The 17,113-nt window shown below is 71.5% G+C and carries 16 protein-coding genes; 12 read left to right on the forward strand and 4 right to left on the reverse strand.

Annotated features, from left to right (window positions below; genetic code table 11):
* Positions 1 to 16: 16 nt before the first annotated feature.
* The gene (locus ACWGIG_RS25495) at positions 17 to 514 is read right to left on the reverse strand and encodes a DUF3515 domain-containing protein (RefSeq protein ID WP_453323993.1); all 498 of its coding nucleotides are present in this window, start codon (positions 512 to 514) and stop codon (positions 17 to 19) included.
* A 20-nt stretch (positions 515 to 534) separates the two neighbouring features.
* Positions 535 to 768 carry an Lrp/AsnC ligand binding domain-containing protein gene (locus ACWGIG_RS25500; RefSeq protein ID WP_453323994.1) on the reverse strand — a complete coding sequence of 78 codons (234 nt, stop codon included), beginning with the start codon at positions 766 to 768 and terminating at the stop codon, positions 535 to 537.
* Positions 769 to 1,001: 233 nt separating this feature from the next.
* Between ACWGIG_RS25500 and ACWGIG_RS25505 the strand changes: the two genes are divergently transcribed.
* Together ACWGIG_RS25505 and thiD are read left to right on the forward strand one after the other, a co-directional pair.
* Positions 1,002 to 1,967: a thiamine-phosphate kinase gene (locus tag ACWGIG_RS25505; protein ID WP_453323995.1), complete on the forward strand. Its 966-nt coding sequence runs from the start codon at positions 1,002 to 1,004 to the stop codon at positions 1,965 to 1,967.
* A 47-nt stretch (positions 1,968 to 2,014) separates the two neighbouring features.
* On the forward strand, positions 2,015 to 2,839 hold the full coding sequence (thiD, locus tag ACWGIG_RS25510) for a bifunctional hydroxymethylpyrimidine kinase/phosphomethylpyrimidine kinase (protein WP_453323996.1): 825 nt from the start codon (positions 2,015 to 2,017) through the stop codon (positions 2,837 to 2,839).
* Here thiD and ACWGIG_RS25515 read toward each other — a convergent pair.
* On the reverse strand, positions 2,830 to 4,053 hold the full coding sequence (locus ACWGIG_RS25515; RefSeq protein ID WP_453323997.1) for an FAD-dependent monooxygenase: 1,224 nt from the start codon (positions 4,051 to 4,053) through the stop codon (positions 2,830 to 2,832). The genes thiD and ACWGIG_RS25515 overlap by 10 nt on opposite strands.
* Before the next feature lie 62 nt (positions 4,054 to 4,115).
* Positions 4,116 to 5,774, reverse strand: coding sequence for a DAK2 domain-containing protein (locus ACWGIG_RS25520; protein WP_453323998.1), 1,659 nt, complete (start codon positions 5,772 to 5,774; stop codon positions 4,116 to 4,118).
* 245 nt (positions 5,775 to 6,019) lie between these two features.
* Between ACWGIG_RS25520 and rpmB the strand changes: the two genes are divergently transcribed.
* The 10 genes from rpmB (at position 6,020) to rnc (ending at position 17,073) form a co-directional block, all read left to right on the forward strand.
* Entirely contained in the window at positions 6,020 to 6,205 is a 186-nt protein-coding gene (gene rpmB, locus ACWGIG_RS25525; protein ID WP_015036441.1) for a 50S ribosomal protein L28, read from the forward strand.
* A gap of 140 nt (positions 6,206 to 6,345) precedes the next feature.
* Complete coding sequence (locus tag ACWGIG_RS25530) at positions 6,346 to 9,426, forward strand: BTAD domain-containing putative transcriptional regulator (RefSeq protein WP_453323999.1); 3,081 nt, start codon at positions 6,346 to 6,348, stop codon at positions 9,424 to 9,426.
* A gap of 54 nt (positions 9,427 to 9,480) precedes the next feature.
* The gene (gene recG, locus ACWGIG_RS25535; RefSeq protein WP_453324000.1) at positions 9,481 to 11,694 is read left to right on the forward strand and encodes an ATP-dependent DNA helicase RecG; all 2,214 of its coding nucleotides are present in this window, start codon (positions 9,481 to 9,483) and stop codon (positions 11,692 to 11,694) included.
* A 104-nt stretch (positions 11,695 to 11,798) separates the two neighbouring features.
* Complete coding sequence (locus ACWGIG_RS25540) at positions 11,799 to 12,695, forward strand: hypothetical protein (protein WP_453324001.1); 897 nt, start codon at positions 11,799 to 11,801, stop codon at positions 12,693 to 12,695.
* A gap of 171 nt (positions 12,696 to 12,866) precedes the next feature.
* The gene (rsmD, locus tag ACWGIG_RS25545; protein ID WP_453324002.1) at positions 12,867 to 13,451 is read left to right on the forward strand and encodes a 16S rRNA (guanine(966)-N(2))-methyltransferase RsmD; all 585 of its coding nucleotides are present in this window, start codon (positions 12,867 to 12,869) and stop codon (positions 13,449 to 13,451) included.
* A gap of 26 nt (positions 13,452 to 13,477) precedes the next feature.
* Positions 13,478 to 13,978 carry a pantetheine-phosphate adenylyltransferase gene (coaD, locus tag ACWGIG_RS25550; RefSeq protein ID WP_453324003.1) on the forward strand — a complete coding sequence of 167 codons (501 nt, stop codon included), beginning with the start codon at positions 13,478 to 13,480 and terminating at the stop codon, positions 13,976 to 13,978.
* A 91-nt stretch (positions 13,979 to 14,069) separates the two neighbouring features.
* Positions 14,070 to 15,200 carry an ATP synthase F0 subunit B gene (locus tag ACWGIG_RS25555; RefSeq protein ID WP_453324004.1) on the forward strand — a complete coding sequence of 377 codons (1,131 nt, stop codon included), beginning with the start codon at positions 14,070 to 14,072 and terminating at the stop codon, positions 15,198 to 15,200.
* 193 nt (positions 15,201 to 15,393) lie between these two features.
* A complete protein-coding gene (locus ACWGIG_RS25560; RefSeq protein WP_453324006.1) occupies positions 15,394 to 16,032 on the forward strand; it encodes a YceD family protein in 639 nt (212 codons plus the stop codon).
* 2 nt (positions 16,033 to 16,034) lie between these two features.
* Complete coding sequence (gene rpmF, locus ACWGIG_RS25565) at positions 16,035 to 16,208, forward strand: 50S ribosomal protein L32 (RefSeq protein WP_003965982.1); 174 nt, start codon at positions 16,035 to 16,037, stop codon at positions 16,206 to 16,208.
* A 19-nt stretch (positions 16,209 to 16,227) separates the two neighbouring features.
* Positions 16,228 to 17,073: a ribonuclease III gene (gene rnc, locus ACWGIG_RS25570; RefSeq protein ID WP_453324005.1), complete on the forward strand. Its 846-nt coding sequence runs from the start codon at positions 16,228 to 16,230 to the stop codon at positions 17,071 to 17,073.
* Positions 17,074 to 17,113 lie beyond the last annotated feature (40 nt).

Raw genomic sequence — 17,113 nt, forward strand, 5'->3', positions numbered from 1 at the left:
CCCCTACGGGGCGCGGTCAGAACTTGGGGTCCTCCAGGGACTTGGGGACCGTCTTGGCGACGGGCTTCGCGAACTCGACCAGGATCCCCGCGTCCGCGTGGTACGACGCGGGGACCAGGAGTTCCACGTACGCCTCGCGGTACATGGTGATGAAGCGGAGGCCGTCCTCGCCCTTGTCGTCGACCACCCAGCCGACGCCGTTGACCTCCACGCCGTTGGCATGCGGATCGCCCACCTCGTCGGGCCGGTCGATCCCGCAGCGCAGTACGATCGCCGGGTCGCCCCAGGCCGCGGTGTACGGGGAGTCGGGCGACGTCTCGCGGCGTTCGACGTCCTCGATGACCTTCTTCGGAAGTTCCTTGTGGAGCGCCTTGCAGTACCCCGCGATCTCGGCGGACGGCGAGGGAACCGTCACAGCCGCGGAACCGTCGGTGGGAGAACAGGAAACGGCCGCCGACAGCAGAATCGCTGCGGCGGCCGAAGTGCGGCGGAGCCGGTGGTTCGAAGAAGTCACCGGGCCAGGGTAGACGGGGGTTACAGGTGGACGACCGGGCAGGTCAGCGTGCGCGTGATGCCGTCCACCTGCTGGATCTTGGCGACCACCATGCGGCCGAGCTCGTCCACGGTCTCCGACTGTGCCCGCACGATGACGTCGTAGGGTCCGGTGACGTCCTCGGCCTGGATGACTCCCGCTATCTTGCCGATCGTGTCGGCGACGGTAGACGCCTTGCCGACTTCGGTCTGGATGAGGATGTACGCCTGTACCACGGAACCTCCAAAGCGGCCACGAGGATCATGTGGGGTGGGGGAAAGAGACGCCACCGTATCGCGTCGTCGCGGGCGGTGGGGAGACTTGCGCGGCCGGTGACGCCCTCACGCAAGAGGCACATCACGGCAGACGACATGGCGTACGGCGAACAGAGGTTGACGTACATGTTGACGGTACCTACAGCAGGGTCGGCTCGCGACCGCAAGCGCACTGGGGCAGAAGGGGCACATTGATGAAGGGCACCGTGGGCGAACTGGGGGAGTTCGGCCTCATCCGGGAGCTGACCTCCAGGCTCACCTCCACTCCGGCCGTACGGCTGGGGCCCGGGGACGACGCGGCGGTCGTGGCCGCACCGGACAGGCGGGTCGTCGCCAGCACGGACATCCTCCTGGAGGGGCGGCACTTCCGCCGCGACTGGTCGACGGCGTACGACGTGGGCCGCAAGGCCGCCGCGCAGAACCTCGCCGACATCGCCGCCATGGGCGCGGTGCCGACGGCGCTGCTGCTCGGCCTGGTCGTGCCCGCCGAGCTCCCGGCCACCTGGCCGACCGAGCTGATGGACGGCCTGCGCGACGAGTGCCAGGTGGCGGGCGCCGCCGTGGTCGGCGGGGACGTCGTACGGGGCGAGACCATCACCGTCGCGATCACCGCGCTCGGCGACCTGCGCAACCACGAACCCGTGCTGCGCTCGGGCGCCCAGCCCGGCGACGTGGTGGCGGTGACCGGCTGGCTGGGCTGGTCCGCGGCCGGGCACGCGGTGCTCTCGCGCGGCTTCCGCTCACCGCGGGCCTTCGTCGAGGCGCACCGCAGGCCGGAACCGCCGTACCACGCCGGTCCCGCGGCGGCCGGGCTCGGCGCCACCGCGATGACGGACGTCAGTGACGGTCTGGTCGCCGACCTGGGGCACATCGCGGAGGCGAGCAAGGTCCGCATCGACCTGCGCTCGGGCCTCATCGACATCCCCACCCAGATGTCGGACATCGGGCAGGCGGTCGGCGTCGACCCGCTCCAGTGGGTGCTGACCGGGGGAGAGGACCACGCGATCGTGGCGACCTTCCCGCCGGACGTGAAGCTCCCGGCCCGCTGGAAGGTCATCGGCGAGGTGCTCAACCCGTCCGCGCTGCCGCAGGTGACGGTCGACGGGGCGCCGTGGACGAGCAAGGGCGGCTGGGACCACTTCGGCGACATCGAGGGCTGAGCCTTGTGCCGTGTGGGAGCGCTGGTGACCGCGCTACATTCGCAGGTATGCGAATAACTCCTGCCGCGCGTCACGGCGTGCTCCCCTGCGTGCTCACCGTCGCCGGATCGGACTCCGGCGGCGGCGCCGGCATTCAGGCCGACCTGAAGACGATGCTGGCGCTGGGCGTGCACGGAATGAGCGTGCTCACCGCCGTCACCGCCCAGAACTCCCTCGGCGTGCAAGGGGTTTGGGACCTTCCGGTCGAGGCGGTGCGCGCCCAGTACCGCAGCGTCGTCGACGACATCGGCGTGCAGGCCGTGAAGACCGGCATGCTGTCGTCGGCCGAGCTCGTCGAGACGGTCGCGGAGCTCCTCGCGGACACCGACGCCCCGGTGGTCGTCGACCCGGTCGGCGTCTCCAAGCACGGCGACCCGCTGCTCGCCGCCTCCGCGCTGGAGTCCGTACGCAAGAGGCTCCTGCCGACGGCGACCGTGGCCACCCCCAACCTCGACGAGGTGGCCCAACTCACCGGCGTACGCGTCGAGTCGGAGGCCGGCATGCGGCAGGCAGCGGACGCTCTGCTGGCGTGCGGGCCGCGCTGGGTGCTGGTCAAGGGCGGCCATCTCCCGGGCGACGCCGTCGACTTGCTGACGGACGGCACCGAGGAGCACTGGCTGCGCGCCGCCCGCTACGACAACCGCCATACGCACGGCACCGGTTGCACGCTCGCCTCCGCGATCGCCTCGGGCCTGGCGAAAGGACTCGACGTACCGCAGGCAGTCGCGGCGGCGAAGGAGTACGTCACGGAGGCGATTGCGGCGGGATTCGCCCTGGGCGCGGGCATCGGCCCGGTCGACCACGGGTGGCGGCTGCGCGACCCTCAGGGGTAGTCCCGCAGGGTGATGTCCGTGGCGGCCTTCTCGGTGAGCTTCTTGAAGAGGCGGGCCAGCGGGCGCGAGCCGAGGATCCGGTAGGTCCGGTCGCGCTGGCGGAGCCTGCGCTCGGTGGGCGGGGCCAAGAACGGGCCCGCGTTGCCCGCGATCTTCTGGCAGCCCTTCGCGAAGTCCCGGAACCCGGCCTCGTACGCGGCGAAGGCGGTGCGGTGGTCGCCGTGCGCGGCAGCCAGCTCACCGGCCAGCACGTACGCGGCGACGATCGCGGCTCCGGTGCCCATGCCGCCCATCGTGGCCCCGTACCCCGCATCGCCGATCAGCACGACGCGGCCGGTGGAAAGCCGGTCGATGTGGATCTGGGCGATGGCGTCGAAGTAGAGCTCGTCGGCGGATTCGAGGGCGGCGAGCGCCTCCAGCACCTTCGGGGCCTCCCAGCCCATGCCGGTGAACCGCTCGGCGATGATCTTCTGCTGCTGGGCGAGGTCGCGCCGGTCGAAGTCCAGCCGCTCGGCGGAGGAGAACACCAGGGAGGCCCCCGCGTGGGACGGGTCGCCGTCGGCGTTGCCGATGCTCACCATCCGGCCGGGATCGCTGTGCAGGCGGGCGGTGCGGTCGAGGCCGAGGTGGTTGGGGACGTCGAAGGCGGCGACGTAGTAGCCCAGGAAACGCAGGTACCGGGACTCGTCGCCGAACGCGAGGGCGCGGGTGCGGGAGTGCAGGCCGTCGGCGCCGACGACGAGGTCGAAGGTGCGGGGGGCCGCCTGCTCGAAGGTGACGTCGACGCCGGTCGGGGTCTCGTGGAGGGTGGCGATCGAGTCGCCGAAGACGTACTCGACGTTCTCCAGGTCCTTGGTGCGCTCGTACATGATCGCCGCGAGGTCGCCGCGCGGGATCTCGACGTCACCGCTCATCATGGCGGCGGGCAGATCGACGCGGGGAGTGCCGTCGGCGCCGACGACGGTCTGCACCCCCATGTGCGTCTGGCGGGCGTGCACCTCGTCCCAGATCCCCATGTCCTGAAGGACCTTGCGGTGCACGTGCCCCCGGAAGTCGACGGCGAATCCGCCGGGCCGGAGGGCGGGCGCCTTCTCGACGACAGTGACCCGGGCCCCGCGACGGGCGAGCTGGAGGGCGAGAGCGGGACCGGCGATGCTGGCGCCGGAGATGAGGAGGTGGAGGTGGGAGAGGCTGGTGTGCTGCTGCTTCGTCATGTGGAGCAGCTTGGAAGGGGCCGCTTACCGCGGGCTTACCGAGGGCTTACCCGTTCAGCGCCCTACTCGATCCCGATCAGCAACGGCGCCGCCTGCCGCCCGCCCCGGTACGTCACCGTGTCCACCGCCAGGTGCCGCCTCCGCACATGGGATTCGAGCGCGTCCGCCAGCCCGTCCGGGACCTCCTCGCCGAGGACGAGCGTGACCAGCTCGCCGCCCGCCGACAGCATCCGGTCCAGCACCGTCCGTGCCGTCGCCGCGACGTCCGTCCCGATGACGGCGACGTCGCCGTCGATCAGTCCGAGGACGTCGCCCGCCTGGCAGACCCCCGCCGTCGTCCACGACTGCCGCTCCGCGACGGCCAGTTCGGCGTAACGGGTGGCGCCCGCCGCCGACGTCATCGCGACCACGTCCTCGTCGAAGCGCCGGTCCGGCTCGTGCACGGCGAGGGCCGCGATGCCCTGGACCGCGGCCCGTGTCGGGATCAGGGCGACCCGCACGCCCTCCGTACGCACCTGCTGGGCGGCAGCCGCAGCCGTGTGCCGCAGATCCGCGTCGTTCGGCAGGAGTACGACCTCGCGCGCGTGCGCACGGCGGATCGCGTCGACCAGCTCGCCGCTGGCCGGCGGCTCCCCGGGCCGCGCCAGCACGGTCGTCGCACCGGCCTCCGTGCACAGTTTCCTCAGACCCTCGCCCGGGACGACCGCGACGACGGCCCGCTGGGCGCGCTCGCGCGGCGGGGCGACCCGGTCGGCGCCGAAGTGCGTGATCCGGATGCGGTACGGACGACCCGCCTCCACTCCCGCCTCCACGGCCGCACCCGCGTCGTCGACGTGCACATGGACGTTCCACAGGCCGTCGCCGCCGACGACGACCAGGGAGTCGCCGATGCCGTCGAGCCGGGTCCGCAGCCGGTCCACCGCCGCGTCGTCCGCCTCCAGGAGGTAGATCACCTCGAAGGCGGGACCGCCCTCGTCCGCGTGGTCGGCGGAGCAGTCGTCGTCGACGAGCACACCGTGCGGCGCCTGCGGACGTACGGCCACGGCCTCCCCGGTCAGCGCCTCGACCAGCGACCCGAGCACGGTCACCAGGCCCCGGCCGCCCGCGTCGACGACCCCGGCACTGCCCAGCACCGCCAATTGCCCGGTGGTCCGCGCGAGGGCGGTACGCGCCCCCTCGTAGGCGGTGCGTGCGACGTCGGCGGCCGTGGCGGTTGCTCCGCCTTCTCCGGCCACCGCGCCCGCCTCCGCCGCGTCCGCCGCCGCGGTGGCCACCGTCAGCACCGTGCCCTCCACGGGGTGCGCCACCGCCTCGTACGCGGACGACGCCGCCCGCCGCAGCGCCCGCCGCAGGCCCGCACCGTCGGCACTCTCGCCACCGGCCAGTTCCTCGGACATCCCGCGCAGCAGCTGGGAGAGGATCGTCCCGGAATTCCCCCGGGCACCTATCAGTGCGCCGTGCGCCATCGCCCGTACGGCATCGGAGAGCGCGGGGGCCGAGGCGGCAGGGCCGGAAACCGTCTCGTGGGCGGCGAAGACCGCCTCCACGGCCTGGGCGGCCGACTCCATCGTCAGATAGAGGTTGGTTCCGGTGTCCCCGTCCGCGACCGGATAGACGTTGATCGCGTCGATCTCCTCGCGCTCCGCACCCAGCGCGTGCAGCGCCAGCGAGCACCAGGTGCGTACCGCGACGGCGTCGAGGTCGTCGGGGGACTGCGGCACCTGGGCCTCCTCCTTGAGCAGCGGGAACGTTCGCAGACTAGCTTCCGGCGGTGGGCCGCAGAGGGAAGGGGCCGGGGCGGGGGTCCCGGGAGCCGTGGTAGTTTCGTTGTACGAGAGCAGTCGTTGTATGCTGCTCCGGTTGCCCGATGAAAATCGGGACATTCCCCCGGCAGTGCCACAGGATCCTCGGATCCTTCGGCCTGCCGGAATTCACTGTAAGTGCATCTGAAGTCTTTGGAGTGACCGTGGCTGCCAACTGCGACGTCTGCGGCAAGGGGCCGGGCTTCGGCAACAACATTTCGCACTCGCACCGCCGTACCCCGCGTCGTTGGAACCCCAACATCCAGCGCGTGCGTGCAGTGGTCGGGCGGACGCCGAAGCGGCTGAATGTCTGCACCTCGTGCATCAAGGCCGGCAAGGTCTCGCGCTGACGTCTAGATAGCGCGGCCACCTAGCTGGTTGCTTAAAGGACCGGTCCACCCTCGGGTGGGCCGGTTTTTTTCTTGCCCGAAAACGCCTCGGGAGACGGCTCACCCGCCCCGGAACGCCCTTCGTCCAGCAGAATCGGCGGGTGCGCTTCGGACTGCTGGGCCCCATGGAGATACGTACCGACGACGGAGAGACCCTCGACCCCGGCGGCGAACGGCCGCGGTCACTGCTCGCACTGCTGCTGCTGGACGCGGGCCGCACGGTGCCCGCCGCACGGCTGCTGGAAGGGCTGTACGGGGACGAGCCGCCCGCCCGCGCCGCGAACGCCCTCCAGTCACAGGTGTCCCGGCTGCGGCGACGGCTCGGGACACTCGACGCGGGCATCGAGTCGCTGCCCGCCGGCTACCGGCTGGACATCGCCCCGGACACGGTGGACGTGCACCTCTTTGAGGCGACGGCGCGGGCGGGACGCGAGGCGCTGGGGGCGGGCGAGCACGGACGGTCCGCGGAACTGCTGCGGGAGGCGCTCGGCCTGTGGCGGGGCCCCGCCCTGGCGGACCTGGCGTCCGTGCCGTTCGCACGGGCACAGGCGGACCGGCTGGACGCGATGCTGCTGGGCGTACGGGAGGACCTGGCGGAGGCGGAGCTGGGGAGGGGCACGGGGCCGGGGGCCGGGCTCGTACCGGAACTGCGCGAGCTCGTCGCCGTACATCCGCTGCGGGAGCGGCTGTACGGGCTGCTGATGCGGGCGCTGCGGGCGGCCGGAAGGACCGCGGAGGCCCTGGCCGTCTACGAGGACGCCCGGCAGGCCCTCGCCGAAGCGCTGGGCGCCGACCCCTCGTCCGAGCTGGCCGCCCTCCACCTGGAACTGCTGCGCCCGGAACGGGCCGCCGTGCCGCGCCCCGTCCCCGCCCGCCTCACCAGCTTCGTGGGGCGTACGCAGGAACTGGCGCGGCTCGGCGAGCTGCTGGGGTCCTCGCGCCTGGTGACCCTCACCGGGCCGGGCGGGGCGGGCAAGACACGGCTGGCGGTGGAGGCGGCGGGGCGCTGGCCGGGTGAGGTCTGCTACGCCGAGCTGGCACCGGTGCCGGACGCGGTGCGGCTGCCTTACGCGGTGCTGGGAGCGCTCGGCGTACGGGGCAGCGGCTTCCGGGAGCGGACGGGGCCGGGGGCCGGGGACGCGACGGACCGGCTGCTGTCCGCACTGGCCGCGTTCGAGGGGCGCCGGCTGCTGCTCCTGCTCGACAACTGCGAGCACCTGGTCGACGAGGTGGCCCGGCTCGGCGCACTGCTCCTCGGAGTCTGTCCCGACATACGGATCCTGGCGACGAGCCGTGAAGGCCTCGGCATCACAGGGGAGACCCTGGTGGCGGTGGAACCCCTGGGCGCCCCGGCGGCGGTGCAGCTCTTCCTGGAGCGAGCGGCGACGGTGCGCCCCGGCGTCGCCTTCCGGCCGGGCGGCGAGGGCCACGCGCGCGTGGAACACATCTGCGCCGCCCTGGACGGACTGCCGCTCGCCCTCGAACTGGCGGCGGCCCGGCTGCGCACCCTCTCCGTCGGCGAGATCGCGGACCGGCTCGCGGACCGGCTCGGCCGGGGCGGCGACGACCGCTTCCGGCTGCTGTCGCGCGGCGACCGTACGAAGGAGGCCAGGCACCGGACCCTGGGCGCGGTCGTGGAGTGGAGCTGGGAGCTGCTCGACGAGGCGGAGCGGGAGCTGGCACGGCGGCTGACCGTGTTCGCAGGGGGCGCGACGCTGGACGCGGTGGAGCGGGTCTGCGGGGTCGACGACGCGGACGGCCTGCTGGCCTCGCTCGTCGAGAAGTCCTTCGTGACGGCGGTGGACGGCCGGTACCGGATGCTGGAAACCATCCGGGCGTTCTGCGCCGAACAACTGGGCGCGGGGGAGCGGGAGTTCAGGGACGCCCATGCGGCGTACTTCCTCGCGACGGCCGAGACCGCCGACCCCCTCCTGCGCGGCAGGGAGCAGCTCCGCTGGCTGGACCGCCTCGACGCCGAGCACACCAACCTCCTGTCCGCACTGCACCACGGAACCGTCGCCGCCTCTTTGAGGCTGCTGGCCTGCCTGTCCTGGTACGCACCGCTGCGCGGCCGGGCCGGGGAGCTGTCGGCCGCGGCCCGGGAACTGCTGGCGCGGGCGGGGGACGAGCCGCCCGAGGGGCTGGTGGAGGAGTACGCGCTGTGCCTCCTGGCCGCCGTCGTCCACCGGGAGGGGGAAGGCGGCAGTACTGCGGACGAGGTGCTGATCGCCCGCGTGGACACCCTGATGGAGGGTCTGATCGGTCGGCTGCGGATGCCGCACGCCCTGACGCTGTGGTCGCTCGCGGCGGGCCCGCGGATGCGTACGGAGGCGACGGCGGAGACGGAGGCGGCGTACGCGAGCAGCAGTCCGTGGGCGGCTGCCCTGCTGCGGATGGGCCGCGCCTACCAGCACCTCTTCGAGGGGCGGCCGGGAGCGGCCGAGGAGGCGTTCACCGGCTCGCTCGACGGATTCCGCACGACCGGTGACCGGTGGGGCATCGCCAACGCCCTCGACCCGCTGGCCACGCTCGCGCACTGGCGCGGGGACACCGACCGGGCGCTGGCCCTGCTCGGCGAGGCGCTCGGCCTCGTACAGGAGCTCCGGGCTCCCGAGGAGACCGCCGACATGCTGCTGCGGCGGGCCCATGTGCTGCTGCACGCGGGCCAACAGGCACAAGCAGCAGCCCTGTTCGCCGAATCGGCGGAGCTGGCGCGCTCCATCGGTCTGCCGGACAAGGCGGCGGGCGCACTGCGCGGGCTCGGCGACGCGGCCCGCCTGTCCGGGGACACGCCGCGGGCGCGCGTGCACTACGAGACGGCGCTCGAAGGCGGCTCGGCGAACTGGTTCGGGACGGGGGAGACGCTGCGGGTGTTCCTCGGGCTGGGGCGCACGGCGTGGGCGGAGGGGGACGGGGTCCAGGCCCAGGAGTGGTTCGAGCAGGCGGCGGTGCTGGCGGCCGATGCCCCGGGCAGGCTGCTGCTCGCCGAAATCGCGGAGGCGCGGGCGGAGGCGGCAGGTCCGCTGCGGGCCGCGGAGCTGCTGGGCGAGGCGGAGGGGCTGCGGGGCACGGCGCTGCTGGGCGACCGGGACGTCGTACGGACACGGGAGACGGCCAGGGGCGCGCTGACGGCCGCCGAGTACGGGGCGGCGTACGAGCGGGGGCGCCGGGCCCGCGCGTGAGGGCCGCGGGAGGTTTTCCACAGGGCGAGGGCGTTGTCAGAGGGATGGTGTCCAATGGATCTCGTGCCCTCGCTCGACGAATCACTCAAGAAGACACTCGGCGGCACCACCGCGAAGGTGATGGCCGAGCACCTCGACCTGCACACGGTCGGTGACCTGCTGCACCACTACCCCCGGCGGTTCGCCGAGCGCGGCGAGCTCACCCAGCTCGCCGACCTCCCGCTCGACGAGCACGCCACCGTCGTCGCCCAGGTCGCCGAAGCCCGCGTCCTGCGCTTCAACAACGGCAAGGGCCAGCGCCTCGAAGTCACCCTCACCGACGGCAGCGGACGCCTCCAGCTGGTCTTCTTCGGCAAGGCGATCTACCACCACCAGAAGGAGCTGCTGCCGGGCCGCAAGGGCATGTTCTCCGGCAAGGTCGGCATGTTCCGCAACATCCGCCAGCTCTCCCACCCGGCGTACGAAATGATCGGCAAGGACGCGGGCGAGGACGCCGTCGCGGCCTGGGCGAACCAGCTGATCCCGCTCTATCCGGCCTGCGCCCAGATGGAGAGCTGGAAGATCGCCAAGACCGTCGACCTCGTCCTGGCCTCGATGGAGGCGACGAAGTGGGCGGAGCTCGTCGACCCGCTGCCGCCCGCGCTCCGCGAGGGCCGGGGCCTCGTCGAGCTCCCCGAAGCCTTCCGCAAGATCCACCGGCCGCGTACGAAGGCGGAGATCGCCGAGGCCCGCGACCGGCTGAAGTGGGACGAGGCGTTCATCCTCCAGGTCGCCCTCGCCAGGCGCCGGTTCGCCGAGACCCAGCTGCCCGCCGTGGCCCGCAGGCCCGTCCCCGAGGGCCTGCTCGACGCCTTCGACGCCAAGCTCCCCTTCACCCTCACCGACGGCCAGCAGAAGGTGTCGAAGGAGATCTTCGACGACCTCGCCACCGAGCACCCGATGCACCGCCTCCTCCAGGGCGAGGTCGGATCGGGAAAGACCCTGGTGGCCCTGCGCGCCATGCTCGCCGTCGTCGACGCGGGCGGGCAGGCCGCGATGCTCGCGCCCACCGAAGTGCTCGCCCAGCAGCACCACCGCTCCATCACCGAGATGATGGGCGAGCTCGCGGAGGGAGGCATGCTCGGCGGGTCCTCGCTCGGCACGAAGGTGGTGCTGCTCACCGGTTCCATGGGGATGCCCGCCCGGCGCCAGGCCCTCCTCGACCTGGTCACGGGCGAGGCGGGCCTCGTCATCGGCACGCACGCGCTGATCGAGGACAAGGTGCAGTTCCACGACCTGGGCCTGGTCGTCGTCGACGAGCAGCACCGGTTCGGCGTCGAGCAGCGCGACGCGCTCCGCTCCAAGGGCAAGCAGCCCCCGCACCTCCTGGTCATGACCGCCACCCCCATCCCGCGCACGGTGGCCATGACCGTCTTCGGTGACCTGGAGACCTCCGTCCTCGACCAGCTCCCCGCCGGACGCTCGCCGATCGCCACCCATGTCGTCCCGGCGAAGGACAAGCCCCACTTCCTGGCCCGCGCCTGGGAGCGCGTCCGCGAAGAAGTGGAGAACGGCCACCAGGCGTACGTCGTCTGCCCGCGCATCGGCGACGGCGAGGACGAGCCGAAGAAGAAGTCCAAGAAGACTGCCGAGGAGGCGGAGGACCCCGAGAAGCGGCCTCCGCTCGCCGTCCTGGAGATCGCCGACCAGCTCCGCACCGGCCCGCTGAACGGCCTGCGCGTCGAGGTGCTGCACGGGCGCATGCAGCCGGACGACAAGGACGACGTGATGCGCCGGTTCTCCGCCGGTGAGGTGGACGTGCTGGTGGCGACCACCGTCATCGAGGTCGGGGTCAACGTCCCCAACGCCACCGCAATGGTGATCATGGACGCGGACCGGTTCGGCGTCTCCCAGCTGCACCAACTGCGCGGCCGGGTCGGGCGCGGCTCAGCCCCCGGCCTGTGCCTGCTGGTCAGCGAGATGCACGAGGCCAGCCCCGCCCGCGCCCGGCTCTCCGCCGTCGCCGCCACGCTCGACGGCTTCGAGCTCTCCCGCATCGACCTCGAACAGCGCCGCGAGGGCGACGTCCTCGGCCAGGCCCAGTCCGGCGTCCGCTCCTCCCTGCGCGTCCTGGCCGTCATCGAGGACGAGGAGGTCATCGCCGCCGCCCGCGAGGAGGCGGTCCTGATCGTCGCGGACGACCCGGAACTGGAGCGGCTGCCGGAGCTCAGGACGGCCCTGGACGCCCTGCTGGACAAGGACCGGGAAGAGTACCTGGACAAGGGATGATTGCGGACGGGGTGCCCCAACTGCCCTTTATTTCGGGTGACTTGACGCGGACACGCTGCGGGTGTGCAGCATCGCCGCGACATCTCCGACCCATGAGGGGCACGATGAACAGCGGTATCCACAGCACCGGAAGACGTGCGCTCGGCCGCATCGCGGCGGCCTTCGGCCTGACCCTGGCCCTGGTCTCCGGGACGGTCGCCACGGCGGGCACGGCACAGGCCTCTCCGAACGACACAGGGGCGTTCAGCTTCTCGGGCGACGAAGGCGACTTCATCAGCCAGGGCCGGTCCTACGCGTACTCCACCGCGAACAAGGACTCCGTCCACGCGGCGGGCAGCAAGACCGGCAACTCCCTCTACCTCCGGGTCGAAGCGGCCGACGACTCCACCTGGACCCTCCGGTTCCAGGCCGACGACGCCCTCAAGCCGGGCACGTACACAGCCGGCGCCAAGGGCAACCCCCACATGGAGCTGTACGGCAACGGCCGCTCCTGCAGCGACGGAGCCACCGGCACCTTCGAGATCAAGGAGCTGGTCCTCGGCCCCCGCGAGTACGTCGAGAAGCTGGACGTCGCCTTCGAGTACCGCTGCGGGGGCGGCGAGGCCGCCTCCCGGGGCTCGTTCCAGGTGAACAACCCGCCCCCGCCCGCGGAACTGGCCCTCGGCATGGACGTGGCACTCACGGGGCAGGCGAACGCCCTGAACGGCGAGGCCCTCGTGCACGGCACGGTGAGCTGCAACGTCCCGGCCGAGACCCACCTCTACGTCGGCCTCACCCAGGTGAAGAACAAGGTCATCATCCGGGGCTCGGCCGGTGACACTGTGGCCTGCGTCCCCGGCGCCCCGGTCCCCTGGACCCTCCGCGTCGTGCCCACCGGAACCACCCCGTTCCAGAAGGGGAAGATCGAGGCGGTCTCCAGTGCGTGGGCGGACGACCCGTTCTACGGCGACTCCACGCACACCGGCACCCGGACCGCGGTGGTCCAGCTCGTCAAGGGCTGAGTGGGGCGATTGGTACGCGGGCCGGGCGGCCGGCCGAACCCCGGGTCGAGAGAGCCGGGCGAACCCCGGGCTGAGAGAGCCGGGCGAACCCCGGGCTGAGAGACTTGGGTGACACAGCCGACCAGCCCTCCCGCGCACCGGCTCCCGCGCACCGACCAAGGACTTCACCAGATGACCCGCGTGATCGCAGGCACCGCCGGCGGACGACGCCTCACCGTCCCGCCGGGCGACGGCACCCGCCCCACCTCCGACCGTGCGCGCGAGGGCCTGTTCTCCACCTGGGAGGCGCTCCTCGGCACCCTTGAGGGCATCCGGATCGCCGACCTGTACGCCGGTTCCGGCGCCGTCGGCCTCGAAGCGCTCTCCCGGGGCGGAGTGCACGCCCTGCTCGTCGAGGCCGACCAGAAGGCCGTCCGTACGATCCGGGACAACGTCAGGACCCTGGGCCTGCCCGGCGCCGAGGTCCGCGCGGCCAAGGCGGAGCAGGTCGTGGCCACCCCGGCGCCCGCCGAGCCGTACGACATCGTCTTCCTGGACCCCCCGTACGCCGTCACCGACGACGATCTCCGGGAGATTCTCCTCACACTGCACGCCCAGGGCTGGCTCGCGGAGGACGCCCTGGCCACTGTGGAACGCAGTACCAGGGGCGGAGAATTCAAGTGGCCCAAGGGATTCGAGCCACTGCGGGCCCGTCGTTACGGCGAGGGAACGCTTTGGTACGGTCGCGCCGCCTCACCGTGCGAAGACGCACGATGACCGGACCGGAGAGACGGGGACCACAGATGCGCCGAGCAGTCTGTCCCGGGTCGTTCGACCCCATCACCAACGGACATCTCGACATCATCGGCCGAGCCTCCAGGCTGTACGACGTGGTGCACGTCGCGGTGATGATCAACCAGTCGAAGCAGGGCCTCTTCTCCGTCGAGGAGCGGATGGAACTGATCAGGGCGGCCACCGCCGACTACGGGAACATCGTGGTGGAGTCCCACCACGGCCTTCTCGTCGACTTCTGCAAGGACCGCGACATCCCCGCGATCGTCAAGGGCCTGCGTGCCGTCAGCGACTTCGACTACGAGTTGCAGATGGCCCAGATGAACAACGGCCTCTCGGGCATCGAGACCCTGTTCATACCGACCAACCCCACCTACAGCTTCCTCTCCTCCAGCCTGGTCAAGGAGGTCGCGGCCTGGGGCGGCGACGTCGCGCACCTGCTGCCGGAGCACGTGCACGCGGCGCTGACGAAGCGCCTCGCGGAGAGGCGCGCCGAAGCGCAGGGGAACTGACAAACCGTCACCCGGTGTCGGGCGGGAGGCGACTGGCCTTACAGTCGTCCCGTCCGTCTCCAAACCAGGCCGAGAGAGTGGCGAGCACACGGTGGACGTGCAGAACAAGCTCGATGAGATCGTCCAGACGATCGGCAGCGCCCGGTCGATGCCCATGTCGGCCTCGTGCGTGGTCAACCGCGCCGACCTGCTCGACATGCTCGAAGAGGTGCGCCGCGCGCTGCCCGGCTCCCTCGCCCAGGCCCAGGAGCTGATCGGCGGCCGTGAGCAGGTGGTCGAACAGGCCCGCCAGGAGGCGGAGCGGATCATCGAGTCCGCCCAGGCCCAGCGCGGCGACCTGATCTCCGACACCGAGGTCGCCCGCCGCTCCCAGGCCGAGGCCGACCGCATCCTCACCGAAGCCCGCCAGGACGCCGAGGAGATCCGCGCGGAGGCCGACGAGTACGTCGACTCCAAGCTCGCGAACTTCGAGGTCGTCCTCACCAAGACCATCGGCTCGGTGGGCCGTGGCCGCGAGAAGCTGCTCGGCCGGGGCCCCGGCCTCGACGAGCAGGGCTACGCGGACGAGGACGCTCCGGACTACAGCCCGGACCCCTCCACCCTGCTGCAGCGCGCCGACGAGTACGTCGACACCAAACTGGGCGCCTTCGAGGCCGTCCTCGCCAAGACCCTCGAAGCGGTCGGCAAGGGCCGCCAGAAGCTGCACGGCCGGGTCGCCTCGGACGAGCTCGGCGTGCACATGGCGGAGCAGGACGGCCTGGACCACTCGCAGCTGCGCGGCAGCGACGCCGACTTCCTCGCCGACCTCGCGGAGCCCCGGCCCGCGTCCCCGGCCAGGACCCCCGAGCCCCCGCAGGCCCAGCCCCAGATCCCGGCCCAGCAGCCGTACGACCCGTACGCGACGCAGTACGGCCAGCAGCCCCAGGCCCCCCAGCCGGCCCAGGCCCAGCCCCAGGACGCCTACGCGGCTTCCTACGGCCGGCAGCAGGACCCGTACGGCTACCAGCAGGACCCGTACGCGGCCTCCTACCCGCAGCAGGGCTACGACCAGTACGGCCAGCCGGTGCAGCAGCAGCCCCAGCAGCCGCAGCACCAGCCGCAGATGCCCCAGCACCAGCCCCAGCCCCACCAGCCCCAGCAGGGCGCACTCGACGAGACCAGCATGTTCGACACGAGCATGATCAATCTCGACCAGCTGCGCGAGTACGAGCAGGGCCGCTAGACCCGTCCGGAGAGGGCTGCCGGATCCCTGCGCACAGGGTTGCCGGGACCGGATTGGGCCCTGGGCGAAGCGTCCAGTATCCTGGCCATTCGTCGCGGACCACGTCTGCGATTTCGGCTGCCCGATTCGCCATGGACCTCCGTCCTGCGACGCTACGGCAGCCCTCCACAGCAATCCGAAGGCAGGAAATCCCCTGAACGCGCGCCTCGACCACCGCAACCCCCTCGTGTTCGACACACACGAGCTGGGCCGGCGTCCCGGTGCGCTCCAGCGGCTGACCCGTTCTGCGGAGGCCCCCAAGGACTTCGGTGTCGAAGGGGTCGTCGGCGTACCGGAAGGTGCGCCCTTGGAGATCAGGCTCCGCCTCGAATCCGTCATGGAAGGGGTGCTTGTCACAGGCACCGCCCGTGCCACGGCCGAGGGGGAGTGCGTAAGGTGTCTGGAGCCGGTGCGACTTAACGTCAAGGCGGACTTCCAGGAGATGTTCTCGTACCCTGACGCCGACGACCGGGGCCGTGCAAAAGCGGAACCGGGCGACGACGCCGAGGACGACGAGGACACGCTCTTTCTTGAGGACGGCTTGTTCGACCTCGAACCCGTGCTGCGTGACGTGGTAGTGCTCGCACTGCCGATGCAGCCGGTGTGCCGGGAGGACTGTGCCGGCCTGTGTTCCACATGTGGAATCAGGCTGGACGAGAACCCCGACCACCACCATGACGCCGTCGACATTCGTTGGGCGGCACTGCAGGGACTCGTCGAGACCGGCCAGGTCGACGAGAAGGACAACGTGAACGACGCTGAATCTGGCGTCGACGAGAAGCAGGAGAAGTAGCCGTGGCTGTTCCGAAGCGGAAGATGTCGCGCAGCAACACGCGCCACCGCCGGTCGCAGTGGAAGGCTGCGGTCCCCACCCTGGTGTCGTGCGAGCGCTGCCAGGAGCCGAAGCTCCAGCACATTGCGTGCCCGAGCTGCGGCACGTACAACAAGCGCCAGGTCCTCGAGGTCTGAGCGGCTGGTGAGAGGCACCATGTCTGAGTCACACAAGACGGACAATGCCTCGTCTCACACGCTTCTGGAAGGGCGGCTCGGGTATCACCTCGAGTCCGCCCTTCTGGTGCGTGCGCTGACCCATCGTTCGTACGCGTACGAGAACGGCGGCCTGCCGACGAACGAGCGTCTGGAGTTCCTCGGGGACTCCGTGCTCGGCCTCGTCGTCACGGACACGCTGTACCGCACCCACCCCGATCTCCCGGAAGGCCAACTGGCCAAGCTCCGGGCCGCGGTGGTCAATTCTCGTGCGCTGGCGGAAGTGGGCCGCGGCCTCGAACTCGGCTCCTTCATCCGGCTCGGCCGGGGCGAAGAGGGCACGGGAGGCCGGGACAAGGCATCCATCCTTGCCGACACCCTGGAAGCGGTGATCGGCGCGGTCTATCTCGACCAAGGTCTTGAGGCAGCTTCCGAGCTGGTGCACCGGCTCTTCGATCCACTGATCGAAAAGTCGTCCAGTCTCGGGGCCGGTCTGGACTGGAAGACCAGTCTCCAGGAGCTCACCGCGGCCGAGGGGCTCGGTGTTCCCGAGTACCTGGTCACGGAGACGGGCCCGGACCACGAGAAGACCTTCACTGCTGCCGCCCGCGTCGGTGGTGTCTCGTACGGCACCGGCACCGGCCGCAGCAAGAAGGAAGCGGAACAGCAGGCGGCGGAGTCCGCATGGCGCGCGATAAGCGCGGCTGCGGCGGAGCGCGAGGCGGCGGCGAAGGCCGAGGCCGAGAATCCGACGCCACCGGCCGATCCGGCGACCCCTGAGGCTCCGGCGACCCCTGAAGCTCCGGCTTCCGAGTCGCAGGACGACAGCACGTCGTCGGTCGTCTGACCCGTAGCAGTCCGTCCGGCCCCGGCACCACCCCGTAAGG

This window comes from Streptomyces sp. NPDC054863 (assembly GCF_053610825.1).

Coding starts and splice junctions, on each gene's coding strand:
- rnc (WP_453324005.1), top strand. CDS start 16,228: ATGTCTGAGTCACACAAGACGGACAATGCCTCGTCTCACACGCTTCTG.
- thiD (WP_453323996.1), top strand. CDS start 2,015: ATGCGAATAACTCCTGCCGCGCGTCACGGCGTGCTCCCCTGCGTGCTC.
- ACWGIG_RS25540 (WP_453324001.1), top strand. CDS start 11,799: ATGAACAGCGGTATCCACAGCACCGGAAGACGTGCGCTCGGCCGCATC.
- recG (WP_453324000.1), top strand. CDS start 9,481: ATGGATCTCGTGCCCTCGCTCGACGAATCACTCAAGAAGACACTCGGC.
- ACWGIG_RS25505 (WP_453323995.1), top strand. CDS start 1,002: ATGAAGGGCACCGTGGGCGAACTGGGGGAGTTCGGCCTCATCCGGGAG.
- rsmD (WP_453324002.1), top strand. CDS start 12,867: ATGACCCGCGTGATCGCAGGCACCGCCGGCGGACGACGCCTCACCGTC.
- ACWGIG_RS25515 (WP_453323997.1), bottom strand. CDS start 4,053: ATGACGAAGCAGCAGCACACCAGCCTCTCCCACCTCCACCTCCTCATC.
- coaD (WP_453324003.1), top strand. CDS start 13,478: ATGCGCCGAGCAGTCTGTCCCGGGTCGTTCGACCCCATCACCAACGGA.